This is a genomic window from Agrobacterium sp. GW821-FHT02D03 (assembly GCF_059421725.1).
In genome coordinates this window covers 622659-648951 of the sequence record NZ_JBWKVN010000001.1, presented here as the reverse complement: position 1 = coordinate 648951, position 26293 = coordinate 622659, and the positions used below count along the sequence as shown (strand labels likewise).

Annotated in this window: 23 protein-coding genes; 14 read left to right on the top strand and 9 right to left on the bottom strand. The window is 59.3% G+C overall.

Annotated elements, in window-relative coordinates:
• Positions 1 to 15 precede the first annotated feature (15 nt).
• Both AC07U5_RS02935 and AC07U5_RS02930 read right to left on the bottom strand, forming a co-directional pair.
• A complete protein-coding gene (locus AC07U5_RS02935) occupies positions 16 to 1038 on the bottom strand; it encodes a LacI family DNA-binding transcriptional regulator (RefSeq protein ID WP_062427810.1) in 1023 nt (340 codons plus the stop codon).
• A 123-nt stretch (positions 1039 to 1161) separates the two neighbouring features.
• Positions 1162 to 1671: a MarR family winged helix-turn-helix transcriptional regulator gene (locus tag AC07U5_RS02930; protein ID WP_494722247.1), complete on the bottom strand. Its 510-nt coding sequence runs from the start codon at positions 1669 to 1671 to the stop codon at positions 1162 to 1164.
• A gap of 79 nt (positions 1672 to 1750) precedes the next feature.
• On the opposite strand from AC07U5_RS02930, the gene AC07U5_RS02925 reads away from it, so the two are divergent.
• From AC07U5_RS02925 to AC07U5_RS02915, 3 genes are all read left to right on the top strand, one after another.
• Positions 1751 to 2545, top strand: a complete 795-nt coding sequence (locus AC07U5_RS02925) for a creatininase family protein (protein WP_494722246.1) — start codon at positions 1751 to 1753, stop codon at positions 2543 to 2545.
• A gap of 115 nt (positions 2546 to 2660) precedes the next feature.
• Positions 2661 to 3806 (top strand): CobW family GTP-binding protein, encoded by a 1146-nt coding sequence (locus AC07U5_RS02920; protein ID WP_494722245.1) that lies wholly within the window; start codon positions 2661 to 2663, stop codon positions 3804 to 3806.
• 196 nt (positions 3807 to 4002) lie between these two features.
• Positions 4003 to 4992: a WD40 repeat domain-containing protein gene (locus tag AC07U5_RS02915; protein WP_494722244.1), complete on the top strand. Its 990-nt coding sequence runs from the start codon at positions 4003 to 4005 to the stop codon at positions 4990 to 4992.
• Between the two features lie 68 nt (positions 4993 to 5060).
• Here AC07U5_RS02915 and AC07U5_RS02910 read toward each other — a convergent pair whose 3' ends face one another.
• Positions 5061 to 5507, bottom strand: a complete 447-nt coding sequence (locus AC07U5_RS02910) for a glyoxalase superfamily protein (protein WP_153311641.1) — start codon at positions 5505 to 5507, stop codon at positions 5061 to 5063.
• 259 nt (positions 5508 to 5766) lie between these two features.
• Positions 5767 to 6417, bottom strand: a complete 651-nt coding sequence (locus tag AC07U5_RS02905; protein WP_245495298.1) for an OmpW/AlkL family protein — start codon at positions 6415 to 6417, stop codon at positions 5767 to 5769.
• 395 nt (positions 6418 to 6812) lie between these two features.
• Here AC07U5_RS02905 and AC07U5_RS02900 point away from each other — a divergent pair, with 395 nt between their 5' ends.
• On the top strand, positions 6813 to 8627 hold the full coding sequence (locus AC07U5_RS02900) for a methyl-accepting chemotaxis protein (RefSeq protein ID WP_494722243.1): 1815 nt from the start codon (positions 6813 to 6815) through the stop codon (positions 8625 to 8627).
• A gap of 182 nt (positions 8628 to 8809) precedes the next feature.
• Positions 8810 to 9634 carry an AraC family transcriptional regulator gene (locus AC07U5_RS02895; RefSeq protein WP_494722242.1) on the top strand — a complete coding sequence of 275 codons (825 nt, stop codon included), beginning with the start codon at positions 8810 to 8812 and terminating at the stop codon, positions 9632 to 9634.
• A 500-nt stretch (positions 9635 to 10134) separates the two neighbouring features.
• Here AC07U5_RS02895 and AC07U5_RS02890 read toward each other — a convergent pair whose 3' ends face one another.
• Positions 10135 to 10701 (bottom strand): GNAT family N-acetyltransferase, encoded by a 567-nt coding sequence (locus AC07U5_RS02890; protein WP_062439399.1) that lies wholly within the window; start codon positions 10699 to 10701, stop codon positions 10135 to 10137.
• 274 nt (positions 10702 to 10975) lie between these two features.
• Positions 10976 to 12109, bottom strand: coding sequence for an ornithine/lysine decarboxylase (gene odc2, locus AC07U5_RS02885; RefSeq protein ID WP_062427966.1), 1134 nt, complete (start codon positions 12107 to 12109; stop codon positions 10976 to 10978).
• Between the two features lie 542 nt (positions 12110 to 12651).
• Here odc2 and AC07U5_RS02880 point away from each other — a divergent pair.
• The 7 genes from AC07U5_RS02880 to nhaA all read left to right on the top strand — a co-directional run bounded on the left by AC07U5_RS02880 (position 12652) and on the right by nhaA (position 20756).
• Positions 12652 to 13545, top strand: a complete 894-nt coding sequence (locus AC07U5_RS02880; protein ID WP_494722241.1) for a LysR family transcriptional regulator — start codon at positions 12652 to 12654, stop codon at positions 13543 to 13545.
• Positions 13546 to 13619: 74 nt separating this feature from the next.
• Complete coding sequence (locus AC07U5_RS02875; RefSeq protein WP_494722240.1) at positions 13620 to 14267, top strand: DUF1007 family protein; 648 nt, start codon at positions 13620 to 13622, stop codon at positions 14265 to 14267.
• A gap of 383 nt (positions 14268 to 14650) precedes the next feature.
• Positions 14651 to 15799 carry a nickel/cobalt transporter gene (locus AC07U5_RS02870; protein WP_494723248.1) on the top strand — a complete coding sequence of 383 codons (1149 nt, stop codon included), beginning with the start codon at positions 14651 to 14653 and terminating at the stop codon, positions 15797 to 15799.
• A gap of 100 nt (positions 15800 to 15899) precedes the next feature.
• The gene (locus tag AC07U5_RS02865) at positions 15900 to 17714 is read left to right on the top strand and encodes an ATP-dependent nuclease (protein WP_494722239.1); all 1815 of its coding nucleotides are present in this window, start codon (positions 15900 to 15902) and stop codon (positions 17712 to 17714) included.
• 71 nt (positions 17715 to 17785) lie between these two features.
• Positions 17786 to 18223, top strand: coding sequence for a GNAT family N-acetyltransferase (locus AC07U5_RS02860; RefSeq protein WP_494722238.1), 438 nt, complete (start codon positions 17786 to 17788; stop codon positions 18221 to 18223).
• A 196-nt stretch (positions 18224 to 18419) separates the two neighbouring features.
• Positions 18420 to 19364, top strand: a complete 945-nt coding sequence (locus AC07U5_RS02855) for a bile acid:sodium symporter family protein (protein ID WP_494722237.1) — start codon at positions 18420 to 18422, stop codon at positions 19362 to 19364.
• Between the two features lie 177 nt (positions 19365 to 19541).
• A complete protein-coding gene (nhaA, locus tag AC07U5_RS02850) occupies positions 19542 to 20756 on the top strand; it encodes a Na+/H+ antiporter NhaA (protein WP_494722236.1) in 1215 nt (404 codons plus the stop codon).
• A gap of 95 nt (positions 20757 to 20851) precedes the next feature.
• Here nhaA and AC07U5_RS02845 read toward each other — a convergent pair whose 3' ends face one another.
• Positions 20852 to 21583 carry an SDR family NAD(P)-dependent oxidoreductase gene (locus AC07U5_RS02845; protein ID WP_494722235.1) on the bottom strand — a complete coding sequence of 244 codons (732 nt, stop codon included), beginning with the start codon at positions 21581 to 21583 and terminating at the stop codon, positions 20852 to 20854.
• Positions 21584 to 21664: 81 nt separating this feature from the next.
• On the opposite strand from AC07U5_RS02845, the gene AC07U5_RS02840 reads away from it, so the two are divergent.
• Both AC07U5_RS02840 and AC07U5_RS02835 read left to right on the top strand, forming a co-directional pair.
• Entirely contained in the window at positions 21665 to 22057 is a 393-nt protein-coding gene (locus tag AC07U5_RS02840; protein ID WP_112520907.1) for a winged helix-turn-helix transcriptional regulator, read from the top strand.
• Positions 22058 to 22228: 171 nt separating this feature from the next.
• On the top strand, positions 22229 to 22651 hold the full coding sequence (locus tag AC07U5_RS02835) for a hypothetical protein (protein WP_112956484.1): 423 nt from the start codon (positions 22229 to 22231) through the stop codon (positions 22649 to 22651).
• A 223-nt stretch (positions 22652 to 22874) separates the two neighbouring features.
• Here AC07U5_RS02835 and AC07U5_RS02830 read toward each other — a convergent pair whose 3' ends face one another.
• Entirely contained in the window at positions 22875 to 23219 is a 345-nt protein-coding gene (locus AC07U5_RS02830) for an HNH endonuclease (protein WP_112956485.1), read from the bottom strand.
• Positions 23220 to 23506: 287 nt separating this feature from the next.
• Positions 23507 to 26290: an EAL domain-containing protein gene (locus AC07U5_RS02825; protein WP_494722234.1), complete on the bottom strand. Its 2784-nt coding sequence runs from the start codon at positions 26288 to 26290 to the stop codon at positions 23507 to 23509.
• Between the last annotated feature and the right edge of the window lie 3 nt (positions 26291 to 26293).

Sequence of the window (26293 nt, the reverse complement as noted above, 5' to 3'; positions counted from 1 at the left end):
TGGTACTGTCGTGGATTACTGACGCGGAATGCACGGCCCGGTGGACTGGCGAATGCGCATTTCCGGCTTGATCAGGTGAATGCCGTCCGGCTCATGGCTGCCGGCCAGCCTGTCGAGCAACGCGCGGGCCGCAAGCCGCCCCACTTCCGCCTGACCGTTGGACACGGTCGTCAGCGAAGGCGTGGAAATCGACGCTTCTTCCAGATCGTCATAGCCGGTGACGGAAATATCCTTGCCCGGCACGAAGCCTGCGCGTGAAACGCCGTTCATCAGGCCGATGGCGACGAGATCGTTCCAGCAGACGGCAGCTGTCGGTTTCTGCGGCAGCGACAGGAAATTCACCGCCGCCTCGAAACCGCCCTGCTTGGAGCGGGCACCGGGAATGCGCAGATTCGGATCGACCTCGATACCGGCCTTGCGCAGCGCATTCACATAGCCCTGATAGCGATCGCGGCCGGTGGAGGTCTGATCGGTACCGCCCACCATGGCGATGGTGCGGTGGCCAAGGCTGATCAGATGGTTGGTGGCAAGCGAGATGCCATAGCTGTCGTCGCCACGGAAGGTCGGCATGTCGACGCCGTCCATGGAGCGCGCCACCAGAATGGCCGGCATGCCGTTTTCTTCCGCAAGCTTCAGATCTTCCGTCGGCGTGCCGATCGCCGGAGACATGATCACGCCATCGCTGCCAAGCTGCAGCAGCGTTTCCAGAAAGGTGCGCTGCTTTTCCACCGAGTCGTAATGGTTGGACAGAATGAAGGTCTGGCGGCTGCGATCGAGTTCGCTTTCGATGGCTTTGAGAATTTCGCCGTAGAAGGGGTTCATCACGTCGTGAAAGACGACGCCGATAATGCCGGAGCGGGATGTGCGAAGGCTGGCAGCGCGGCGGTTATAGATATAACCCAGCGCGCGGGCCTGATCCTTGATCTTCTCGCGGGTATCGGATGCCACCAACGGGCTGTCACGCAGCGCCAGAGAAATCGTTGCCGTCGAAAGCCCCAGGCTTTCGGCAATCGTTGAAAGCTTCACCTTCTGCGCCATGTCCCCTCCCCGAGATCGCGCGTCGCACCCCCGCGACGTTTAAATCGTGATTAAACAATTTAAACAACACGCGCAACTGGTTTAAGGGTTTTGCGAACTGTTGAAAGCTTTCGCTTCAAATTTTTAATCGATTAAATCGAGGGATTGCAGGTTGGCGTCGATGGCGCGCAGCAGTTTGACAACGTTTTTCACGTCTTTGGCGGACAATCCCTCCACCGCGCGCGCGCCACAGGCCGCAAGCGAGGTGTTGATGTGATCGACACTTTTCTGGCCGGCTTCGGTGAGCCTCACCATGGTCAGGCGCCCGTCGCCTTCGCCTGCACTGCGCTCGACAAAGCCTTGCGCTTCCATGCGACCGATGGTGCGAGTCATGGTCGGCGCCTTGACGCCAAGCTTCTGGGCAATCTGGCCGGGCGTCATGCTGCCTTCCTTGGCAAGCGCCAGGATCACGCCGTCCTGGCCCGCATAAAGGCCGCTCGTCGCAAGATTGTGGCTGAGCGCCGTGCGCATGGAGCGTGCTGCTTGCGTGATGGATTGCGCCAGCTCTTCCGGGCTGAAGGCAATATCCTTTTTCTTCTGCGACTTGTCCTTCTTGGACGCCTTGTCCTTTTTCGAGGCCTTGTCCTTGCTCATTCAGCCCGTGCCTTTTGCCAGATCGCGAAACGACTATATGATATTGTAACTTCTAACGAATACAGGCGCGGATCGCCATATGCCAAACACATACACGCAATTTGACGACGAAACGATAACAGCCGGATTTCAACCGTCGGAGATAATCGCAGTTCTGCCGCTCGGCGCACATGAACAGCATGGCCCGCATCTGCCCTTCGAGACCGACACGCTGATTGCGCAAGGCATCGTCGCGCGCCTGAAGGCAGCCCTGCCGCAAGACTTCCCCGTTACCTTCCTACCCGTAGAGCCGGTCGGCTACTCCATCGAGCATATGGATGTGGCCGGCACCAAGACGCTTGCCTTCGATGAGGCCGTCAATCGCTGGCTGGAGATCGTCCGCGCCCAGCATCAGAAGGGCATCCGCAAATTCGTCATGCTGAACGCCCATGGCGGCAATGCGCCGCTGATGACGATCGTCGCGACAGAGGCGCGCAAGCGCTTTTCCATGCTGGCGGTTGCCACCAGCTGGACGCGCTTTGGCCTGCCCGAAGGGCTGATCGCGCCGCAAGACAAGGCGATCGATATTCATGGCGGCGATATTGAAACGTCGGTCATGCTGGCGCTCAACCCCGATGAAGTCGCTATGGATAAGGCAGCGAGCTTTTCCTCCCGCCAAAGCGAATTTACAAACCGCTTCACCCATCTGCGCGCCTACGGCCCGCACGCCTTCGGCTGGATGATGAGCGACCTCAACCCACTGGGGGTCGCCGGAAACGCGGCCGCCGCAACCGCCGGAAAGGGGGAGCAGATCATCGCCCATTCGGTGCGCGGTCTGATCGCGCTTCTGGAGGACGTGCGCGCCTTCGATGTGAGCGACTTCGATCGGTCTTGAGACCCCATCATCAAAATTCTTGAACAGAATTTCTTTGAACTGCCTTCTTCGCAAGCCTATATGAACGGCAACATTTTTGTCTGTCGCGGCACCCCGCCGCATATCGAGGTTTCCCATGACCGAAACAATGATCGAAGCAAACACCGCTGCTGCTGCAAAGCCCATTCCCGTCACCGTGCTGACCGGCTATCTGGGTGCCGGCAAGACCACCTTGCTCAATCGCATCCTGACCGAGAACCACGGCAAGAAATATGCGGTCATCGTCAACGAGTTCGGCGAAATCGGCATCGACAACGACCTGATCGTGGAATCCGACGAGGAAATCTACGAGATGAACAATGGCTGCATCTGCTGCACGGTGCGCGGTGACCTCATCCGCGTCGTGGAAGGCCTGATGCGCCGTCCTGGCCGTTTCGATGGCATCATTGTCGAAACCACCGGCCTTGCCGATCCGGTCCCCGTCGCCCAGACATTCTTCATGGATGACGATGTGCGCGCCAAGACCGAGCTCGACGCCGTCGTCGCACTGGTCGATGCCAAGCACCTGCCGCTTCGCCTGAAGGACAGCCGCGAAGCCGAAGATCAGATCGCCTTTGCCGACGTCGTCGTCATCAACAAGAGCGACCTCGTCACCAAGGAAGAGCTGGCCCGCATCGAAGACATCGTGCGCGCCATCAACCCCTCCGCCCGCATCTACAAGACCGAACGCTCCGGCGTCGATTTGGCCCGCGTGCTGGATCAGGGTGCCTTCAACCTGGAGCGTGCGCTGGAAAACGATCCGCACTTCCTCGAGCACGGCCATGAAGACCATGCCTGCGGCCCGGATTGCGATCATCACCACCACGATCACGACCACCACCATCATGAGCATGATCACGGCCACGATCACCATGGGCATGACCATGACCATGATCACCATCATCACGATCATGACCATGCGGCGCCGTCTCCCATCCATGACGTGACGGTTCAGTCCATTTCGCTGCGCGGCGGCGAGATGAACCCGGAGCGCTTCTTCCCCTGGATCCAGAAGGTGACGCAGACCGATGGCCCGAACATTCTGCGCCTCAAGGGCATCATCGCCTTCAAGGGCGATGCCGAGCGTTACGTGGTGCAGGGCGTGCACATGATCATCGAGGGCGATCACCAGCGTCCTTGGAAGGATGGCGAAAAGCGCGAAAGCCGCCTCGTCTTCATCGGTCGTGAGCTGGATCGCGAAAAACTGGAAGCCAGCTTCCACGCCTGTGAAGCGAAGGCGTAAGCATCCCCCTTCCGGGCCGGTCCAGTTCCACCTGGGCCGACCAAGGGAAGCTTGGGCTCCGCCCTCTCCTGCGCGTCATCCTCGGCCCTCGGGTCAAGCCCGAGGGTGACCCGAGGATCCACGCCGCACAGGGTGGACGAAAACAAACCACCCCATACCGCAGCCAAAACCCATACAGACGAAAGACTCACCGCCCATGCCAACCGTTGCTCCTCTTGACCTTGAAGGCCACGTCGTCGCGGCGCATTTTCTGGGCGATATCCCGCTGTTTGCCACCGCCGCCGGTACTATTCATCGCCTCGATGGCGGGGAAAAGGTAACGCAGGCCCATGAAGGCCTGCTCACCTGCATTCGCGATCCCTATAGCGCAACGCTTCTGACGGGCGGCGAGGACGGCAAGGTGCTGCGCATCGGTCATGATGGCGCGGTGACCGAGCTTGCCCATGTGCCGCGCAAGTGGATCAGCGTGGTGGCAGGTGGCCCGCAAAATGCCGTGGCCTATGCCGTTGGAAAATCAAGTTTCGTTAAGCTTGCGGACGGCACCACCAAGGAATTCAAGGAAGAGCGCACGGTCGAGGCGATTGCCTTTGCGCCCAAGGGCCTGCGTATCGCCGCGGCCCGCTACAATGGCGTGACGCTGCACTGGGTGGCGACCGCCGGCGATCCCGTCGATCTGGAATGGAAGGGCGCCCATACCGGTGTCACCTATTCTCCCGATGGCCGCTTCCTCGTCACCACCATGCAGGAAAATGCGCTGCATGGCTGGAAGCTCGATGCGCCGAAAGGTGCTGACGCCCGCCATATGCGCATGACCGGCTATCCGGCCAAGGTCAAATCGCTTTCCTGGTCGCCCAAGGGCAAATGGCTTGCCTCTTCCGGCGCCCCGGCCGCCATCGTCTGGCCCTTCTCCGGCAAGGATGGCCCGATGGGCAAGCCGCCGGAAGAGCTCGGCACCCGCGGCAACATCATGGCCACGCAGGTGGCCTTCCATCCGAGCGACGACGTGCTCGCCATCGGCTTTATCGATGGCATGATCCTCGGCGTGCGCATGGCCGATGGCAAGGAAGCGCTGCTGCGCCGCCCCGGCAAGGGCGCCATTTCCGGCCTCTCCTGGAGCGCCACCGGCAAGCTGCTCGCCTTCTCCTCCGAAGCGGGCGATTGCGGCATCGTCGATATTTCCGCTTAAAAGCGAGATGCCTGTAGCAACGGCGCATCTGGTGCTGAGATCAGCGCCAGATGCGCCCGCCTGCGCTTTTACCAGGTGAGCTCGACCTGCGCCCGCCCATCGGAGGTCCGCTCCGTCGTGCGACCGCTCGCATCCACATTGCAATGAACCCGCTGGCGAAAGGCCGAGAAGCTGTCGAAGGTGACGACATCGACCGGATCATCGAAATGCATCGTCAGACGAAAGCGCTCCGGATCGCCGCCAAGCGATTGCACGCCAAGGATTGCACCGGTGAAAGGCTGGCCGAGATAGTAGCCGCTGACCCGTGAGCCCAGCATGTAGGGATTGAAGGGCGGGCGATTACCAACGGCGGCATGAAGCGTGTTCCAGTCGCGGTAGCCATATTGCGCCGCGATCAGTTCCAGCGCGCGTGAATGGCCGATGGCCGTGCCTTCGTCAGCAAGGCCAGCGCGAAGACGCTTCGCCTGATCCTTCAGCGTATCGAGACTGGGTAGAGGTGGTGTCGTGTTCCGCATGGCGGTTCTCCTGCATCGGCATACAGTGTCGAGGAGGGGTCCGCATTGCCACCGTCTGCATGCCTGAAAAGGAATGACCGTATCGGAGGTTTGACAGAGAGTTTCACCAAAGCATGGATGCTCGCGGACGGCAGGCACTCTCAACCTGCCGCAGTGTTTAGCGGATTTGTGAGAAGCGGTCAATTTGGGTCTGGCCGGGAGACCGAATGACGAAGGGGCGCCGCAGAACTTGCGCGGCACCCCCAGCCCTCCCAGGCACTCAGAACCGATAGGTCACACCCGCACCCACCAGCCACGGATCGATCTTCGCCTTGCCGCTGATGTCACCGAAAGCGTCGCTTGTCGCTGTCCATTTGGTATCGAGAAAAATCTTCTTCACGTCGAAGTTCACGCCCCAATTCTTCGTCACCATATAGTCGAAGCCCACCTGAAGTGCTGCGCCGAAGTCGTTCTTGACGTCGAGATTGCTGAAGCCCGGCTTTTCGCTCTGGTGATAGAAGAGCGAGTAGTTCACGCCCGCACCCACATAGGGCTTGAAGGCGCCGAAATCGGTGAAGTGGTATTGCAGCGTCAAGGTCGGCGGCAGAAGCCAGGTCTTGCCGACATCGATTTCGCCGAGCGCGCCTGTCGTGTTGATCCTGGAAAAGGTCGTGCCGAGAATGAGTTCGGCGGCAATGTTGTCGGTGAAGAAGTAGCTGATGTCGAGTTCGGGGATCACCGTGTCCGAATAGGAGAGCCCAGCACCCGGCACACCATTGATTGTGCCACTGTCATGGGTCAGGACACCGAGCGCACGAACGCGGATCATCCATGGGCTTGCCGCAGCAATGGCCTCTTCCGCCGTGGGGGCCGGTGCAACTTGTGCCAGATCCGCCGCACAAACAGCGCCGGGCAGGACGCCGCACAGGATGGCAAGTGGAAGGGTAGCTTTTCGGACGGTCGCAAACACGTTTTCTCTCCTTGATCAGATCGACGATCCTGCGCTCCTCCCACACTGACGGTGATCCGCTCAAAAAAATGTGGGAGGCAAGCAAATCGGTCGCGCCAATCCCTATCGACTTTGGTCGCGCACGTGTTTGAGGTGGATCAAACACCGAAAACCTTCCGTTACGGATTCAAGGGTTTTAAGCCCTAGCATGGGCGGCAAAAGCCTCTATTGGCCAATATTAAGTCACACTAATTCAAGTAAGTGCTTATTAATACTAATTAATATGTTTTATACCCATTGCTGCTAAACCTATGCGGAAATTAAGAAAAGCAACGCGCCACCCGTTAACGCGGCGAGCGGTGTGGAGGATTCAAGGCATGCGTATTTCCATTTCGACCGCCGTCACCGCGACGGGTCTTGCGCTTATTGCGGGCGTCCTTTTGACGCTTCTCACGGGAGCGGAAGCGCTGAACCGGCTGAAGGTCAACGGTCCGATCTATGAGGATATCATCTACAGCAAGGACCTGATTGCCGATATCCTGCCGCCACCACTTTATGTGATCGAAAGCTATGCTCTGGCCAATGAGAGCACACTGCATCCCGACACGCTGGCCGTCAATGCGCCACGCGTGAAGGTTCTGAAAGAGCAGTATGAGGAGCGCCGCGCCTATTGGAAAACGACGAGACTTCCCGACGTCTTGAAGACCAAGCTGCTCGACGATGTGCTGGTCAAGGGCGATGACTTCTGGCGTGAAATGCAGGGTGTTACGCTCCCCGCCCTCCAGGCCAATGATCGCAATGCCATCGTCGCTTCCTTGAGCGCCCTGCGGGTCAAGTTCCATCGCCATGAGGCCGCCGTCAACGAACTGGTGGAAATGGGCAATCTCTTCGGCAAGGAGAAGGAAGCCTATGCCGCTTCGCAAACGAGCCTGCTGCAGGGCGCAAGCTATGGGCTCGGCGTGTTCCTCATTGTGCTTTGCCTTGCATCCACCCTCTTCACCAGGCGCCGCGCCATTCGCCCGCTGGGCGATATGACCGAGGCCATGACCAGAATGGCAAGTGGGGATCTGAAGGACGAACCGCCGCATCTTGCCCGCCAGGACGAGATCGGCGCCATGGCGAAGGCGCTTGCCGTGTTCCGTGATGCCGGTCTTGCCAAGCGACAGCTGGAAACAGAAGCCGAGGACGCTCGCCAGTTGAGCGATCGCGAACGCCAGCAGCGTGAGCGTGAACGCCTGGCCGATGCCGATGCGCTTCGCTTTGCCGTGGAGCAGCTCGGCGGCGGCTTGAGCCAGCTTGCCATCGGCGATCTGAGCCGCAGCCTCGATCAGCCTTTCCATCCGCGCTTCGAAACGCTGAGAAAGAATTTCAACGAATCGATTTCCACCCTGCGCCTGACGCTTCGGGACGTGCTGTCGGAAACCGATCACCTGAACCGCCAGGGCCAGGACCTGCGCGGCGGCGCCGACAATCTGGCGCGTCGCACCGAACAGCAGGCCGCCGCACTGGAAGAGACGGCCGCCGCCCTCGAACAGGTCACCTCCACCGGCAAGGCGTCCGTCGAGCGCATAGAAGATGCCCGCACATTGGTAAAGGATGCCCGCAACGCCGCCGTCCATTCATCGCAGGTCGTCGGAAAGGCGATTTCGGCAATGCAACGGATCGAGACCGCATCCGGTGAAATCGGCTCCATCATCGGCGCAATCGAAAACATTGCCTTCCAGACCAACCTTCTGGCACTGAACGCCGGCGTGGAAGCCGCCCGTGCCGGCGAAGCCGGAAAGGGCTTTGCCGTGGTCGCCCAGGAAGTGCGCGAACTGGCCCAGCGCTCCGCCGCCGCTGCCAACGAGATCAAGCAGCTTGTCGCCAAATCCGGCCAGGAAGTGGCGGGCGGCGTGGATCTCGTGCAATCGACGGGTACGGTTCTGGCGGAAATCGAGGCGATCGTCTCGCGCATCGATCTCAATATCGACAGCATCGCGACAGCCGCACGCGAACAATCCGTCGGGCTTTCGGAAATCAACACCAGCGTCAACACGCTGGACCAGATGACCCAGCACAACGCTGCAATGGTGGAAGAAACCAACGCCGCCACCCAGAATCTTGCTGAAGCAGCCCATACGCTCGCCACCCTCGCAGGCCGTTTCCATATTGGCGGCAACGGACAGGCTGCCATGCGCCACGCCGCCTGATCGGCGCTTACAACCGAGCCGAGCGAAAGACACGAAGCGCGCAGCGACCTTCAAGATCGCACCGCGCTTCATGTATTTGTCCCCGAGCCCCTCTTGCTCCCTGCCCTCTCGCAAAGTCAAATGCGATCAAGCGCAACGCCCTCCGATGCGGAAAAGGTAAGGCGTGAAGCAGGGGAGAGCCCATGGCCGTTCTGGAAAGACTGATCTGGCAGATCGAGACGGACCTCAAATCCGATCTATCGCTGCCGTCTCTATCCAGGCGTTGTGCCGTCAATCTTCATCACATGTGCCGGGTCTTTCAACTCGCCACGGGCATGTCGATCATGGCCTATGCCCGCGCACGCAGGCTATCGCTCGCGGCACGGGCCATCGCAGGTGGCCAGGAGAGCATCATCGCCATTGCGCTGGATGCCGGATACGGCTCCCACGAGGCCTTCACACGCGCCTTCGCCAGCTATTTCGGCACACCGCCAAGCAGGCTGAGAGGCGAGCAGTCCATCACAACCCTCGAGCTCATGGAGCCTTTTGAAATGAACAAGGATATGATTGTTCCGCTTGCAGCACCCCGCAGAGAAGACCGCGCAGCCTTCCGCGTCGTCGGTCTGGGCGTCGATTGCGCCTTCGACAAGACGGGCGAAATTCCGGCACTCTGGGGATCCTTCATGGCGCGCGAGGCAGAGGTGCAAAACCCTGTGCCAGGGCCGGCCTACGGCGTCTGCTGCATGGCCGATGGCGCCGGCAACTTCCGCTACATTGCCGGTATCGAGGCGACCGGCGCGACACCCGGAATGGAGCATATCGACATCCCCGCGCAGACCTATGCCGTCTTCACCCATAGCGGCCACATCTCGGATATCGGCAAGACGGTCTATACGATCTGGAACAAGGCACTGCCGGACGCAGGACTTGAAAGCGCGAACGCACCGGATTTCGAGCGCTACGACCACCGCTTCGACGGCCGCACCGGTCGCGGCGAGGTGGAGATCTGGATTCCGATCGTTTCGTGAGGGACCACCGGCGTGCAGGGCGGCCACACCTCCACCGTCATCCCGCACGTGATCCACACACTGTCCGTTTTCAACTTACTGGATAATGGACATGATATTGATTTGGCTTGGTTTTGGACGTTTCACTGCGTTCTGGACAGCAAGTAGAGGTCAATGTCGTGAGACACGACGATAGCGTCCTTTATCAGCGTCGACAGCATAGTCGGTGGTCTGTCTCCAGATCTACGTCGCGCGGATTGCCCATATCCTTCTACGTTCCGGATCTGTCACATACCCCCCTCTGCCCTGCCGGGCATCTCCCCCTCAAGGGGGGAGATCGGCAAGAGGCGCTCTTCCCATCTCCCATCTGACCGCAGTTTGTGGCAAGGCCGGGCACAGTTCGATCTCCCCCCTTGAGGGGGAGATGTCCGGCAGGACAGAGGGGGGGGGTATGCCAAGCATTCAGAGCTGTCTTGGCAGCTTTTCAATCTACACGACAGACCTCAAGGGCCCACACGCCCTCAGGAAAAGCGACGACCGCTTGCAGCCAGCATGCCGGCCACGCCATCCAGCCAGCCGGGCTTCAGTTCCAGCGCCAGAAAGCGGTTGCGCTCGAAGGGGCCGGGCATGACGAGGTGCTGGGTCTTCGTCGCGAAGAAGCCGAAGCGCTCGTAATATGCCGCATCGCCGACGAGCAGGATCGCGCCGTGCTCGCGGCGGGTTGCTTCGGAAATGGCAGCGCGCATCAGCGCCGAGCCGATGCCCTTGCCCTCATGCGCGGCATCGACGGCAAGCGGGCCGAGCAGCAGCGCTGCGACCGGGCGGCCTTCGCGGGTCACGCCGGCTTCGACATTCCACAGGCGCACCGTGCCGATGACATGGCCGTCCTGGTCGCGGGCAACCAGCGCCAGACCTTCGGCCGGCACGCGGCCAGCGCGCAGCTTTTCCGACGACTTGCGGCGGCGGCCAGGACCCATGGCGCGGTCCAGCAGGTTTTCGCGCGCGACGATGTCGCCGGCGTTCTCGGTCTCGATGAAGAATGTCTGCGGCGTGAAGAATGCACGAACCGAATTGAGAACAGCGGCCATCCCGGCCTCCCGTTACCAAGCCGCCCACGAAAGCGGCACCTGCCAGAAACATGTCGCGCAACCATCTTGCAACGACAAGGAATGAACCGTTCCGGCCCGGCGCGCGCCGCAAGCTTATCCCTCGACTGGACAGAGGATTGGCAAGCAGGGTGTGCGCCAGGCCCGGGCGTCAGCCGGGCCGGAACGGGAAGATCCGGGAGAACGCCATCCGCCCCAACGGGCGGCGTCTCGCGCAGATCACATTGCTTTGGATCGAGAAAACCCTGAGACGGGTTTAGATCACATAGGCCTTCAAGGGCTCGAAGCCGTTGAAAGCGACCGCCGAATAGGTGGTCGTGTAGGCGCCCGTTCCTTCGATCAGAACTTCGTCGCCGATGGTCAGCGAGACCGGCAGCGGGTACATGTTCTTCTCGTAAAGCACATCGGCGCTGTCGCAGGTCGGACCGGCCAGAACGCAAGGCTCCATCGTGTCCTCATCGCGCGTGGTACGGATGGGGTAACGGATGGCTTCGTCCATGGTTTCGGCCAGACCGCCGAACTTGCCGATGTCGAGGAACACCCAGCGATGGTTGTCATTGTCGGACTTGCGCGAGACGAGAACGACTTCCGCCTTGATCACGCCCGCATTGCCAACCATGCCACGGCCCGGCTCGATGATGGTCTTCGGGATCTGGTTGCCAAAGTGCTTGCGCAGCGCCGTGTCGATTGCCTGGCCGTATTCTTCAGCGGCAGGAACGTCGCGAAGATACTTGGTCGGAAAACCGCCGCCCATATTGACCATCTGCAGGTGGATGCCCTGCTTGGCAAGAGAGGCGAAGACGCGCTTGGCATCGCCAACGGCTGCATCCCATGCGTCGAGGTTCATCATCTGCGAACCGACATGGAAGGACACGCCGTAGGATTCCAGACCCAGCTGGTGGGCATAGACCAGAACATCGACAGCCATCTGCGGCACGCAGCCGAACTTGCGAGACAGCGGCCATTCGGCGCCTTCGCCATCGGTCAGGACGCGGCAGAATACGCGCGCACCGGGAGCGGCACGGGCAACCTTCTCGACTTCCTCATGGCTGTCCACGGCGAAGAGATCGATGCCGAGCGCGTGAGCGCGTGCAACATCGCGTTCCTTCTTGATGGTGTTGCCATAGGAGATACGGTCGGAGGTCGCACCGGCATCGAGCGCCATCTGGATTTCAGCCACGGAGGCGCAATCGAAGTTGGAGCCCATGGAGGCGAGCAGCGACAGAATTTCTGGAGCCGGGTTGGCCTTGACTGCGTAATAGATCGCGCTGTTCGGCAGGGCATGCCGGAACGCATGGAAGTTGTCACGCACGACGTCGAGATCGACCACAAGGCAGGGACCTTCGGGACGGCGGGTATTGATGAAGTCGAGGATGCGAGCAGTCGTCATCGTTGTGTTCCCTAACTTGATCCGGCTCCGGAAAATTCCGGAGGACAAAGAACGCTCGAGATATGCAAGACGAATCAGCCGGTGGAGGCGCAGATTCATTCGCATACGCTCAAGGCGCAAATATGAACAACGCCCTGCCAGGAGCATTATTCGGCTTTGTCTGCCATGGGATTGGAGGGAATCATACCCAACCGCACTTACGGCAATGATGGTGTGCCTCTTCAGTACCCCGGCTGATGGAAAGCCGGCAGAGAACCAGAAAGGCCCGCACCGTCGTTGCTTCGTATGTCCTCGCATATCCGGTTGGCCGGAACAGCGACTGGAGGGGTTAATTCCAGGTACCTTACCGAACTCCTCACCACATCGAGGGTCGGCGGACACACATGGGCACGTGCGACTTTGGGCAGACAGGGAGATAAGAATATTCGCCGTCATAATCAAGAGGATTTTTTCAGCATGTCGCGAATTTTTTCGGCAGTGCTTTTCCTGTTGGACAGTGGATTCCAATCGTTCAATTATATGGAACGAACAGGAGTTTATGGATGGACACGCTGACGCGCATTCGCGCCTTTATCGACGTGGTCGAAGCGGAGGGTTTTTCGGCCGCCGCGCGCAAGACCGGACGCTCCAAGGCGCTGCTGTCCAAATATGTCCGGGAGCTGGAAGACGATCTCGGCGCGCTGCTTCTCAACCGCACCACAAGGCAGTTTTCGCTGACGGAAGCCGGCCATACCTATTACCGCACCGCCTCGGATATTCTGAAAGAGATCGACAATCTCGCCGATCTGGTGCGGGAGAAGAATTCCGATCTGAAGGGCAAACTCCGGCTTTCCGTGCCGCGCACCTTCATCGATGCCGATGTCGGCCAGAGCCTCATCGATTTCGCCCGCGAAAACCCCGAGCTTTCCATGGAGATCGTTGCCGATGACCGCTTCGTCGATCTGATCGAGGAAGGATTCGACCTCGCCATCCGCATCACCAAGCTGGAGGATTCCGGCCTGATTGCCCGCAAGCTGTCGGATTTTCGCGTTCACGCGGTGGCGACACCGGATTTCGTCGCCCGCCATGGGCCGCTGGAAAACCCGCAGGATCTCGGAAAAGTCCCCTGCATCATCGATACCAATTCCCGCTTCCAGAATCACATCCGCTATTTCGAGCCGGGCGGCGGCACCAATTCGGTGGCAACGCGCGGGCCGATGGAGGTCAACAGCCCTCAGGCGACGTTGCGCGCGGCGCGCTCAGGTCTGGGCGTCGCCATCGTGCCGGATTTCATTGCCCGCCCGCATATCCAGTCGGGCGAGCTTGTCACCCTTTTCGATGATTATATTTCCCGCGATCGCGGCATTTACGCCGTCTATCCGCACCGGCGCTATCTGCCGGCCAAGGTGCGCAGCTTCGTCGATTATCTGTCCAACTGGTTCCGAAAGAACGGTTGATCGGCTGGCCGCCGAAATTCAGACCCAATTTGTTATAGAGTAACCGCAGATTCGCCCGAGGATAAACGCGGCCCATGAAAAAACATCTTCTGCCAACGGCCGCCTGCGCCGCCGCCTGTCTTGCGCCGCTCACCGCCTTCGCCCATCCGCATATCTTTGCCGAAGCCCGCATGGAAATCATCGAAGGCGCGGATGGCAATGTGCAGGAAGTGCGCAACATCTGGCGCTTCGACGAGATGTTCTCCGCAAGCGTGGTCTTGGATTACGACAAGAACAGCGACGCCAAGCTCGACAAGGAAGAGCTCGCCGAAATCGGCAACACGGTGCATGAATCGCTGGCGGAATATTCCTATTACACCTTCATCGCGGTGAACGGAAAGAACATCGACTTCAACAAGCCGGACGTCATCCATGTGGATTACAAGGACGGCCAGATCCTGATGTTCTTCTCGGTCAAGCCGAAAAACCCGCTGCCGGTGAAGGGCAAGCTCTCCTTCGGCGCCTGGGACCCGACCATGTATACGGCCATCGATTTTGCCAAGGACACCGACATCGTGGTGAAGGGTCCGCATCTGGCCGCCTGCAAACACAAGGTGGTGCGCCCGGACCCGGATGAAATCATCGCCCAGAACCAGAGCAGCCTCACCGACGCCTTCTTCAACGACCCGACCGGCACCGACATGACCAAGCTCTTTGCGACAAGACTGGAACTGCAATGCTAGGCAACAGTGTTTCGAAGATTCGCGCCCGAAAGACGGAGGGCGCGCCGGTTTCTCTCCCCTCATTCCTGTCCGCAGGCTTCATGCGGGGCTCATCAGAGAAATCCAGTCAGGCTGGGGGATTGATGATCACCCTAAAACGCTCGCTTTGGGTCATCCTCGGGCTTGACCCGAGGATCCATATTTCCAACGGCTCGTGGATGGCCAGATCACCCTCGGACTCGATCCGGGCCCCGACCATGACGCGGGAGGCGTCTTTGGCTCTTGGTCAACAGTCTGAGCCCGCAAAGTCCTTAGGCGGACAAGGCTCCTCCCGCCGCGCAGACGCGCGACGACTGGATTCCTGTCACAAGTACAGGAATGAGGGAAGCAAGCTTCTCCTCGCGCTGACCACCCTCACCCTGCTCTTCGCCTCGCTCAGCATCGCCCACGCCCAATCGCCGCTCGGCATCGGCTCGGCCGAACCCTCCATTTCCGTCGGCGGGCCGCTCGCCCCCTTCTTCCAGTGGATCAACGTCCATCAGCAGAGCTTCTACCGCGCCCTGACCGGCGCGCTGAAAGCCATGCGCGAAGACCCCTGGGCGCTAACCTCGCTGATCGGCCTCTCCTTTGCCTATGGCGTGTTCCACGCGGCTGGCCCAGGCCATGGCAAGGCGGTGATCTCCTCTTACATGATCGCCAACGAGACGCAGCTGAAACGCGGCATCCTGATCTCCTTCGTCTCGGCGCTGATTCAAGGCGTCGTCGCCATCCTCCTCGTCGTCGCAGCCTATTTCGTGTTGCGCGGCACCTCCATCACCATGACCAAGGCGACGCAGGCGATGGAGATTGCCAGCTTCGCCATGGTCGCGCTCTTCGGCGCCTGGCTCTTGGCGCGCAAGATCTGGAGCATGCTGCATCGGCGCTCTGATCATCACACGCTCGCATCCCCGCAAACGCCCGCACCGGCCCTTGCCACGTCGTCATCGGCCTCACCTCTTACAAGCGCCAGCCTGTCCGCCAGCCCCGTGCTCTCGTTCAAGGCAGCCGAAAACGGAACGACCGGCTTCGGGGAGACCGCAAGCTCAGCGCCCCGCCGCACCGGCATGGGCAGCGGCCTGCGCTTCCAGGGCCAGCCGGTCTTTGCCGATCACGCCCAAAGCGGCAGCGGCGATCTCTGCGATGCCTGCGGCAAGGCGCATGCGCCGGACCCCCTGCTCTTCCAGTCCCGCACCTTCAGCCTCACCGAAGCCTGGTCGGCCATTGTGGCGGTCGGTCTTCGCCCCTGCTCCGGCGCCATCATCGTCATGAGCTTTTCCATGCTGAACGGCCTGCTGCTCGGCGGCATGCTCTCGGTGCTCGCCATGTCCATCGGCACCGCCATCACCGTCTCGCTCCTCGCCATCCTCGCCGTCACCGCCAAGGACGCCGCCATCCGCTACGCCGGAACCGGCAGCCGCCGCGCCTCAAGGATCGCCAATGGGATCGAGATTGCGGGCGCGCTGGTGGTGCTGTTGATGGGACTGGCGCTGTTGGGGGCGTCGTTGCAGGCGTGAGTCCTACTTCAATCGAGACTTGCATTTGTAAGACGCTTCGTCATCATCCCTAATGCATGCGTGACAGCAGCAGCCTTGAGTCTATCGATGCTGGGGACAAATGAAAGTTCGCGAATTTAGGCTTCAAAATTACGGGCCATTTATCGACAGTGGTTGGATACCGCTGTCGAGCACTATGAACATTTTCGTGGGAGAGAACAACTCTGGGAAAAGCGCGATACTACGCTCTTTTAATCAGGGCCTGCCTTATGTGCCCCACCGCAATTCTCTTGAATGGCGAGCAGACTACCTCCCAATCCCGTTGCAGAGTTTAATCGTCGATTACGCGGGTACCGACTTAGAGGGAGTGTTAAGACGTTATGCTCCAAACGGCGTCGGTTGGTTCTTCGCAGAACCATCGGTGTCCGGCTCCGCATCAGCGTTGGAACACGCGTCTGCAGCATTCGCTAAAGCTAACTCGACTGCCACGGTGCAGCGCCGAGGCGCTGAGTTTCAGCAGCTTGAAGGAAGCGCGCCAGCAGAAAATGCTGAAGCATTTCACATAACCTTTAACCAGGGGCAATGGAAGGTCGACAATCATGGTTGGTTCCCCGCGGTAGATGGGATTGCATCCCTCATAACACATGTCTGGCTGGACCACGTTTTCGTCTTCCAGGCTTTAAGGACAAGCCCTGGGAAGATGGCCTTCAGCGCGCCGGGTAAGCTTGACCAAAACGCCAGCACCCTTGCCGTGCAACTCAATGGCCTTCAAGGTGATCGTCCCGAGGTATTTTCAAAGCTTGTTGCCCATCTCGTTTCTATTTTTCCCACTGTTGGCAATCTAAGCGTGAGCCCAGCCGAAGGTCTGCTTGAGATTCGCGTGTGGTCGACCCGCGAACAACAGCGGCGTGAGTTCAGCTTCAGTCTGGACGACAGCGGTACCGGCCTTGCGCAGGCAATTGCAATACTCTTCGTGGCTATGACCTACGACAGCGCAGTGCTCGTGATCGACGAAATTAGCAGTTACCTTCATCCCGCCGCAGCAAAGGCCCTGCTACGTATACTTCAGTCAAACTACCCCCAACATCAGTATATTATTTCCACGCACTCACCCGAAATCCTCAGCGCGGGCCGGGACGCTAAAGTCTTCTGGATTCGTAAGAGCGGTTTCGAATCCAGTATCACCGAGATCGACTTGAGAAATCTGAAGACACTCCGCGAAGTCACAGGTCAACTCGGCGTGTCAATGACGGATGTCTTTGCCGCTGAGCACATTATATGGGTTGACGGCGAAACCGAGGAGGCGTGTTTCCCGATGCTTCTCGCCCAGTCGACCGATGACACGAGATCAATCCTCTTCATAGCCGTGCTTCATACCGGCGATTTCAACAATCGAAAGATGCGGGCGGACACCGTCTTCCAAATCTATGAACGGCTTACCGGCGCGACTGCACCCGTGGTAAGCAAAGTCGCGTTCAATTTCGATGCCGACGATCTCACTGTTGAAAAGCAACGTGAACTACAGACCCGTTCTGGCGGTCGGATTCACTTTCTCCCGAGACGCAATTTTGAAAGTTACCTTCTCCACCCCTCAGCGATCGCTAGAGTGATTGCTGCCGAGTTAGAGCATGTGCATCCAGTCAATGTTGAAGAGTTGAAGGCTGAGGTCGCGAGAGTATTGCGCGCCTTGGCTGCTGATCGCCGATACGGTGCTCCAGCCGATCCGCCGACAAGCTCCAGTGAGGAATGGCTTGCTCGCGTGGATGGGGCAAAATTAATAGCAGATCTATTTTCAAAGGTGACCAATTCGACGTTGGAGTACCGCAAAACCACTCACTCGGTGGCTCTCGTTCGTGATCTTCTTCAACACGAACCAGAATTGCTCAAAGACTTGACCGAGTACGTGTTAGAACTGGTATCCGTAGCGAAGAGTTAGCGCCGTAACCCCTTGTGCTGAAGCTCAGTATGAGATGGAGGCGTCTTTGCTTCGAAGACAAAAGACGTGTCATGGTAGAAATAATAAGACCCGCCAATCCCGCCGATGTTCCAGCCCTGTTTCACATTCGCACCTCCGTTCGCGAGAACCACCTGAGCCGCGAACAACTTGCGGGTCTCGGCATCACCGAGGCGTCGATTGCCGAGATGATTTCCGCTGCACCCTGCGCCTGGGCCGCGGTTTCGGGCGATGAGGTCGTCGGGTTCTCGATGATCGATATTGCCGAAGGATCTCTCTTCGCTGCCTTCGTTCTTCCCTCACATGAGCGGATGGGCATAGGGGCAAAGCTGGTGGATGCCGCTGAGAACGAGCTGTTTCGGCACCATTCTGAAATCTGGCTCGAAACCGCTGAAAATAGCCGCGCCGCCGGGTTCTACCGGCACCTTGGCTGGAGCAACGAGACCAAAGTTGAGGACGATCAAATCAGGCTGACAAAAGCGCGCCCTTGATGTCCTCTGCTGGGCGGCGGGTGGGCTCGCCGATGGGTGCACGCGCGTCATCCCAGACTCCGGCTGTCGTCCACCTCCCCGCTGAAAGCAGGCAACCACAATATTAGCAGACACGCAACAACCCAGCCAAACTGACCTTGACAGTCAAGCTGACGCATCTAGACGTCCCGCTAGCATTTCTTTGGAGGGACAGATCATGAAGGCACTGGCGCAGATATCGTCGTTCGTTGGCAAGACATTCGCGGCCTGGGTGGTACTGTTTGCGGTCCTCGGCTTCTTCTTTCCCGATACGTTCAAGCAGATCGGTCCATGGATCGTGACGTTGCTGTCCATCATCATGTTCGGCATGGGTCTTACCCTTTCGCTTGATGACTTCCGCGAGGTGGTGAAGCGGCCTTTCGATGTGACGATCGGCGTTCTCGGCCAATTCCTGATCATGCCGCTTCTGGCTGTTCTTTTGACCAAGTTCATTCCGATGCCGCCGGAAGTGGCGGCAGGCGTGATCCTGGTGGGCTGCTGCCCTGGTGGGACATCCTCCAACGTCATGACCTATCTGTCCAAGGGAGACGTGGCGCTCTCTGTTGCCTGCACGTCGGTCACCACGCTTGTGGCTCCCATCGTCACGCCCTTCCTCGTCTGGCTGTTTGCCAGCCAGTACCTGCCCGTCGACGGCTGGGCGATGTTCATGAGCATCATCAAGGTGGTGCTGATACCGCTGGCGCTCGGCGCAATCCTGCAGAAACTTCTGCCCGCTTTCGTCAAGGCCGCCGTCCCCGCTCTGCCGCTCGTCAGCGTCATCGGCATCGTGCTGATCGTCTCGGCGGTCGTCGGCGCGTCCAAGGCCTCCATCGTCCAATCCGGCCTGATGATCTTCGCCGTCGTTATCCTTCACAACGGCCTTGGTTATCTGCTGGGCTTCTTTGCGGCGAAGGCCTTCGGCCTGACGCTTGCCAAGCGCAAAGCCATCGCCATCGAGGTCGGCATGCAGAATTCCGGTCTTGGTGCAGCACTTGCCACGGCCTATTTCTCGCCGCTTGCCGCCGTGCCCAGCGCCATCTTCAGCGTGTGGCACAACATATCCGGCGCACTGCTCGCCAACTGGTTTGCCGGACAGGTGGACGAAGAAGAAGGGCTGCGCTGAAACGTCGACTTGCCCGGCAAAAAAGCCTTCACCTGGACGGGCGAGAGAACGGTTTCGGTAGAAAAACGCACCAAACTGGGCTATGATTGAACCTGACAGCGCGTGCTGCGTGCGCTGCGGGTTCCCCCGAAATCGACGGAGACTAAGATCAACTTCCAACAAAGGGAGGGTGAGCCTGTGTCTTCGACATCAAATCCAGGTCGCATCAATTCCACACTTCGCAAGTTTCTCGACAACGGGGCCTCTGGTGGCCTCGTGCTCATGGCCGTCGCACTTCTTGCCATCATCACGGCCAACTCGCCTCTGGCTGAAGACTATTTCCATATCCTCCACGTCTATATCGGACCGCTGAGCATCCAGCACTGGATCAACGACGCCCTGATGGCGGTGTTCTTCCTGATGGTGGGTTTGGAAATCAAACGCGAAATGCTTGACGGTCAACTCTCCAGCTGGAGCCGCAGGGTTCTGCCGGGTGCTGCCGCAGCGGGCGGCATGGTGTTTCCGGTACTCTTCTACGTCCTGCTGAACCGCGACAATCCAGCCGCCTTGCAAGGATGGGCCATACCGACAGCGACGGACATCGCTTTTGCCCTTGGCGTGCTCTCCCTGTTCGGATCGCGCGTCCCGACCTCACTGAAGATCTTTCTTGCAGCGCTGGCCATCATCGACGATCTCGGTGCGGTCATCGTCATCGCTCTGTTCTACACGGCAGACCTGAACCTGGTCGCTCTTATCGGCACTGCTCTCGTTTGGGGCAATCTCTTCATCTTCAACAGGATGAAGGTGAAGGTGCTGTGGCCCTATCTCATCCTTGGCGCCGTGCTTTGGGTGCTCGTCTTTGCGTCCGGCGTTCACGCAACACTGGCTGGCGTGATGCTGGCGCTGACGATCCCGCTCAAGTTGACGCCCGGCACGCCGGAAGCGACGCCGGACGAGTCGCCGCTTCATCGCCTTGAGCGTGCGCTGCACAAGCCTGTTGCCTTCATCATCGTGCCAATCTTCGGCTTCGCCAATGCAGGTGTCTCACTTTCGGGTCTGAGCCTGTCGGTATTCACCGAGCCGCTGACAATGGGTGTTGCCGGTGGCCTTTTCTTCGGCAAGCTCATCGGCGTGTTTGGCATCGTCGCCGTGCTCGTGAAGCTCGGTCTGGCGCAACTTCCCGCGCAGGCAAGCTGGGGACAGGTGGCAGGCACGGCCCTTTTGTGTGGAATCGGGTTTACGATGTCGCTGTTCATCGGCTTGCTGGCATTCAACGATCCGGCGGTGCAGGATCACGTCAAGATCGGGATTTTGATGGGATCGCTCGTATCCGGTTTGAGCGGAGCCCTGATCCTGACACTGACCAGCCGGCGGCAGACGACATCGCAGCGTCCAGTCCACACGACAGCCTGACGGCTCCACATCGTCACCATTGTGAGCCGCAGGCTCGGGATGGTGATCGTGGCTGCCCGACCCCTTCGCGATCGGGCAGCATCTTCCATCCGCCCTTAAGCCTGCAGCAACCCGCCATCGACGCAGAGTTCGGCGCCGGCGATATAGCTCGCCTCATCGCTCAGCAGAAACAACGTCGCCGCGGCCACTTCCGCGGGCCGTCCCATGCGGCCCATGGGGATCGGCGCGACGATGGCCGCGCGCACGTCGTCTGCGACGGAGGCCATCATGTCCGTATCCGTCGGGCCGGGTGCGACCACGTTGACGCGGATGCCTTTGGGGGCGAGTTCGGCCGTCCAGGTTCTTGCATAGGAGCGGACGGCCGCTTTGGTTGCACAATAGGTTCCGTAACCTGCGTAGCCCGCGCTACCGGCAATCGACCCGATAAGGACAGCTGAGCCTCCTTCTCTCATGGCAGGGAGAGCGGCCTGAAAGCCGAAGACCATCCCTCTCACGTTGACGTCGAAGTGGCGGTCGAAATGCTCCGGCGTGATCTCGGCAATCTGTGCATATTCGGAAAGACCGGCATTCAAGACCAGCGCGTCGATATGGCCATGGGCTTGGCGGACGGTTTCGACAGCCGCGAGCATGTCGTCGGGAGAGCTTGCATCGGCGGCAATGCCGACCGCGCCACTGCCGATGCTCTGGGCTGCCTTTTCGGCCTCCTCCCCCTTGCGGCTGGTGAGGAAAACCTTTGCGCCTTCGGCAGAAAGCCGCTCTGCTATGGCGAGGCCGATGCCCTTCGCTCCGCCCACGACCAGAGCCACCTTGTTGTTCATGCGAGCCATCGTAATTCCTTTCAATCAATGGTTCCGCCATGATATACGGTGGATATCTGATATCAATTACGCACCTTGGAGAGCCTAGATATGGACGAGTATACCGACCTGGAAACCCTCTCTCAGCAGGCGCTCTGCGATATGCCAAAAGTCCGCCCGGTGCTGGACAAGATCGCCGACAAGTGGACGATCCTGATCCTGACCGTGATCTGCCCCAAGCCATCGCGCTTCAACGAAATCAAGCGGCGTCTGGATGGCATCACGCACAAGGCGCTGGCCGATGCGTTGAAGAGGCTGGAGCGCAATGGGCTGGTCACGCGCACGGTTCTGCCGACGCAGCCGATCGGCGTGGAATATGCCATCACGCCGCTCGGCCACTCCCTGCGCCAGCCGTTCGAAGCCCTGTGCGCCTGGGCAGCTGAAAATGGCGACAGGATCGACGCGGCAGCGAAAACCTATGACGAGGCAAAAGATGGTCGTTGAGGGCGTGGCTTCGTCGGGGCGCCGCGCTCACTCCTCAAGATCACACCTATCGGCGGCGGGCTTTCGCCACAAAATCATTGAAGCTTGCGGCCTGACCCCATAAAGCCTGCTCGCAAAAGATCTCATGCTGGCAATAGTCGATCCCTGATCGGGAAGTGCGTGACAGCAAGCATGGCAGCGAACAAAGGAACGCAGATGTCGATCACGGTACAGAAGACAATCCCCGCGCAGCGCATGCGCCAGTTCGATGAGATGGTCGATCGCTGGCTGGCCGAAGGCCCGATCAAGCTGGCGACGAATGCGACGATCACCGCCATGGACAATGCCGACATTCCGAAGGAAGAACAGGCCGCGATCATCGAGGACCGCGATATCATCATGCGCTACAACATGCGCCTTGGTGTGATCAGCGAACTCTTCGCCCCCGCCATCGAAAAGGCGGTGGGGTCATCGCGATCGGGAAGCGAAGCGCAGGACGAGATCGCCCGGCTGATCGTGACAGCCATCGGCATCCGCCAGAGCGACGACAGCGAATTGGTGACATTCACCTTCGCGACCCAGGAAGAGGCGGATATCTTCGACCTATCCGTCTGAGGCAAGGCTTCGGCAGGCTGAGAGGTCCGCAATCGCGTCCAGCCGGACGCCGCCGATGCGTATATTCAAAAAGACAAAGCGTCCCTTGCGCGTCCCATAAGACGCACGGCGCTTTAAAGCGTGTCGCGATCTTTCAGATTCGCTCCCTACGCTTTAAGTCGTTGTTTTGTCGCATGTCGTCATCGCAAAACCGCTGCACACTTTTGCGCGACATGCTTTAAGACTAGCGCCCTCGCCCGAAGGACTGCCGTGATCCCCTGGCGGAATCCGCAAAGCCCGGAGGCTTGTTTTTCACCCAGGCGACGAATGTCTGCACAGCAGGCTCCTCCAGGATGGCCTCGATCGTAGAGAACTTCTTGGCGAGTTGGGCATCGGTGAAGATCGAATGGATCTGGTCGTGGCAGATCCGGTGCAGGGACACGGTTTGCTTTCCGCCCTTGCTCTTGGGAACGAGATGATGCTGGTCCATCTGATCGTCGGGTATGACGCGCTCGCATAGCGCACAGATCACCGGCTCCGGCTTCGGCTCGTCCCACGACTCCTGCTCATCCCTGTTCTTTCGGGCCATGGGGTAATCTCTCCTGGTATGGACTTGGATGCTCTCTGCTGAGGCAAAGGCGAGTATGACGACGTGCATTTGACAAGCACGATAAGGCCGACGCCGCATCGCTCAGTCTGGCCATACTCGGCAGCCACGTCAATCAGATGAAGAGCGAATGCAGGGTCAACGCAAAACGGTAAAGCATTTTTGCGATAAACCGATGCGATAAAACCAGGACCTGAAGCGTGTGCGCGAATCCGAAAGATCGCGACAGGCTTCAATGCCAGGGCTCGCCGCGATGGCAGTCATCCAGGCTACGCGGCTTTGATCCAGGGTTGGCGAGCGATGAGCGACACCAGTTCCGACGAGCTTTGTGGACGACCGTACAAGTATCCCTGAGCGACCTCGCATCCCATGGACTTCAAGAGTTCGGCCTCACGCTCGGTCTCCACACCTTCCGCAACGACAGCAAGTCGAAGTCCGACTGCGAGCGACTTGACCGCTTGAACGATTGCGAAGCTTTGGGGATCGTGGTCCATCTTGCGCACGAACGACTGATCGATCTTCAGTTTGTCCAGGGGAAAGCCTGCGAGGTAGCTCAGCGAAGAGTATCCGGTACCAAAATCGTCAAGGGCGATGGTGATACCCTTTTTCCTCAATTTTTCGATCGTCTTGAGGATCGGCGCGCTATGCTCGACCATCGCCGATTCAGTAATTTCGAGATGCAGGCGCGAAGACGACAGGCCCGAGGCTTCCAAGGCCGCGTCCACCTCTTCGACGAGGTTGCCCCGGAGCAACTGGATCGCAGCGACATTGACGGCGACACTTAACTGCTCCGGCCACCGGCTGGCCGCCAGGCACGCTTCCAGAAGTGCCCATTTGCCGAGTTCGCAGATGAAGCCATTTGCTTCGGCTATGGGAATGAAAATGGCGGGTGATATGATCCCATGATCTGGATGCTTCCAGCGAAGAAGTGCCTCCGCGCCAACCACAGCACCCGAAGCAAAGTCGATCTGAGGCTGGTAGAGCAGAAAAAAGTCACCCTTGCCGAGGCTCTCACGCATCGCATTCTCGAGCTTCCTTGCCCCGAACTGACGCAGTGCGGCTGCCGGATCATAGGCGCGCCAGCCACTGCCCGGTATCGCTTTGGCTTCCTCCAGGGCTTGCTCGGCCTGTTCGATCGAACCCTCATGGTGGCCCGTTGCCATGTCAACGCAAGGCGCGCCAACCCGAACGCCAACGCTGATGAGCGTTTTGTCGATCTCGAGTGGCGTATCAAAAATGTCGACAATGGCCTGGGCACACGCCGCGATATCATCGTCCGGCGTCGCCGCTATCGCGACAGCGAAAACATCGCCTCCGAGGCGGCTAACCTCAAGGAAGTGGCCCACCGCCTTTAGACGGGCGGCCACTGCTTTCAAAAGCTTATCGCCGAAATCCCTCCCCATGGTCGTATTGACCACGCTCAAACGATGGATCCCGATTGCGAAGACCAAAGGGGGAGCTTCCCGTGCTGCAACATAGTCACCGAAAGCGCGCCTGTTCATCACATCCGTAAGATCGTCATGTTCCGAGAGATATTTCAGTCGATCCTCGTAGGTCTGTCTGGCCGTCACATCGCGGATCACGAGGCTGCCTATGAACGCGCCAGCGCGCTCAGTCCCGGCGTTAAATCGCTGCGTGACAGGCGATATCGTCGCGACGGCATCCAGGCAGATGGCTTTCTTGCCAATCAAGAAGGAGAAGCGCCCCGATGAGCTTAGAGCGAGCTGGTTGTCGGTGCTGTGCGTATCGACAAGCCGGTCAACGAGATTGAAAAGGTCTCTCGGCAGTACCTCACGCAATCCCTTGCCTCTCAACTCGCCCGTGATGCCCAGCATGGCCTGCACTGACCGGCTTTCTTCGAAGACGTTCAGCCTGTGATCGAAAGCCAGAATGCCATCCGTGCTCTCGACGACGATCTTGCCAAGCAGGCGGCGCATATTCCTCTTTTCCGCATTGGCAATGTCAGCGATCAATCGACTGAGGTCGAGCTTCTCGGTCATCAGCAAGAGGAGGCCGAAAAGCGCAAGCAACCAGCAGCTTGCCGTATAGACGACGACACCTGAATGCTTCTGCAAGAGGAATGCGGCAGCCTCTCCCGCCAATAGCAGACTGAACAAAAAGCACGTGGCGATCGCCATCGGTCGCCGCTTCAGCGTGAGCACCGTCAGCAATATGATGGCGGCGGCTAGAAGAAGCAGGGCCGATTGATCGAACTCGGTCAGAACGCGATCCTGCAGCAGCGTTTCGGCGGCCAGAATATGGATCATTGGCCCGGAGAGCTGTTCGTAGACCGGGACGGGAAATATGTCTTTCAGTTCGCTGGCATAGGAACCGATAACGATCGAGCGGCCATTAAGCCGGTTCAGATCAAAGGCCGGATCAAACAATTCCTTGAGTGAAATGGTGGGAACGCTGGAGGGAGCGATGGAAAAATCGATGCGGAGCGTCCCTGAAGCCAAGGTGGACTTGCTCAAGAGGGCAGCCGCGGACTGGATCACGTCTCCATCATAGACATCGCCCAGAGTGAAACGTCTGAGCAAGCCATCACTGTCAGGATACATGTTGGCTGAGCCAAGCCAGGCATTCTCTGCCAATAAGGGAATTGGCTTGGTGGCTTCGATGCCCTTGCCATCTGCAGATGCCTGCTGTTTGAAAACCGGCAATATGACGCCACCGCCCGCGTCACGAAGCGCCGAACCCAGGCGCTCATCCTCCTGTTTCGTCGATGGCGTGCTGAAATCGATATCGACAAAAATGTCGTTGACGTCCGCTTGGTACAGCTTGTCCAGGATCGTCGCATATAGACTGCGTGGCCAGGGCCATGTGCCGACACTATCGAGCGTTTTCTTGTCGATGGCCAGGAAGACAATGCTGTTGGAGGCTGGCCGCGGAGCGCCTGAGAAGCGATGGGAAATGAGCTGCTCGTCCAGATAACGCGTAAAAGGAACGCGGTGTCCCAGCAGTGCGATTGCGATGATTGCCGTCATGAACAGCAATCGAACCAGCCTCGACAGGGTCAGTTTTCCGACAATGACCGAGGGGGGTTCATCCATGGA

Excerpts from the sequence above, each read along its gene's own strand:
- AC07U5_RS02935 (WP_062427810.1), bottom strand. The coding sequence starts at position 1,038 with ATGGCGCAGAAGGTGAAGCTTTCAACGATTGCCGAAAGCCTGGGGCTT.
- AC07U5_RS02930 (WP_494722247.1), bottom strand. The coding sequence starts at position 1,671 with ATGAGCAAGGACAAGGCCTCGAAAAAGGACAAGGCGTCCAAGAAGGAC.
- AC07U5_RS02925 (WP_494722246.1), top strand. The coding sequence starts at position 1,751 with ATGCCAAACACATACACGCAATTTGACGACGAAACGATAACAGCCGGA.
- AC07U5_RS02920 (WP_494722245.1), top strand. The coding sequence starts at position 2,661 with ATGACCGAAACAATGATCGAAGCAAACACCGCTGCTGCTGCAAAGCCC.
- AC07U5_RS02915 (WP_494722244.1), top strand. The coding sequence starts at position 4,003 with ATGCCAACCGTTGCTCCTCTTGACCTTGAAGGCCACGTCGTCGCGGCG.
- AC07U5_RS02910 (WP_153311641.1), bottom strand. The coding sequence starts at position 5,507 with ATGCGGAACACGACACCACCTCTACCCAGTCTCGATACGCTGAAGGAT.
- AC07U5_RS02900 (WP_494722243.1), top strand. The coding sequence starts at position 6,813 with ATGCGTATTTCCATTTCGACCGCCGTCACCGCGACGGGTCTTGCGCTT.
- AC07U5_RS02895 (WP_494722242.1), top strand. The coding sequence starts at position 8,810 with ATGGCCGTTCTGGAAAGACTGATCTGGCAGATCGAGACGGACCTCAAA.
- AC07U5_RS02890 (WP_062439399.1), bottom strand. The coding sequence starts at position 10,701 with ATGGCCGCTGTTCTCAATTCGGTTCGTGCATTCTTCACGCCGCAGACA.
- odc2 (WP_062427966.1), bottom strand. The coding sequence starts at position 12,109 with ATGACGACTGCTCGCATCCTCGACTTCATCAATACCCGCCGTCCCGAA.
- AC07U5_RS02880 (WP_494722241.1), top strand. The coding sequence starts at position 12,652 with ATGGACACGCTGACGCGCATTCGCGCCTTTATCGACGTGGTCGAAGCG.
- AC07U5_RS02875 (WP_494722240.1), top strand. The coding sequence starts at position 13,620 with ATGAAAAAACATCTTCTGCCAACGGCCGCCTGCGCCGCCGCCTGTCTT.
- AC07U5_RS02865 (WP_494722239.1), top strand. The coding sequence starts at position 15,900 with ATGAAAGTTCGCGAATTTAGGCTTCAAAATTACGGGCCATTTATCGAC.
- AC07U5_RS02860 (WP_494722238.1), top strand. The coding sequence starts at position 17,786 with ATGGTAGAAATAATAAGACCCGCCAATCCCGCCGATGTTCCAGCCCTG.
- AC07U5_RS02855 (WP_494722237.1), top strand. The coding sequence starts at position 18,420 with ATGAAGGCACTGGCGCAGATATCGTCGTTCGTTGGCAAGACATTCGCG.
- AC07U5_RS02845 (WP_494722235.1), bottom strand. The coding sequence starts at position 21,583 with ATGGCTCGCATGAACAACAAGGTGGCTCTGGTCGTGGGCGGAGCGAAG.
- AC07U5_RS02840 (WP_112520907.1), top strand. The coding sequence starts at position 21,665 with ATGGACGAGTATACCGACCTGGAAACCCTCTCTCAGCAGGCGCTCTGC.
- AC07U5_RS02835 (WP_112956484.1), top strand. The coding sequence starts at position 22,229 with ATGGCAGCGAACAAAGGAACGCAGATGTCGATCACGGTACAGAAGACA.
- AC07U5_RS02830 (WP_112956485.1), bottom strand. The coding sequence starts at position 23,219 with ATGGCCCGAAAGAACAGGGATGAGCAGGAGTCGTGGGACGAGCCGAAG.
- AC07U5_RS02825 (WP_494722234.1), bottom strand. The coding sequence starts at position 26,290 with ATGGATGAACCCCCCTCGGTCATTGTCGGAAAACTGACCCTGTCGAGG.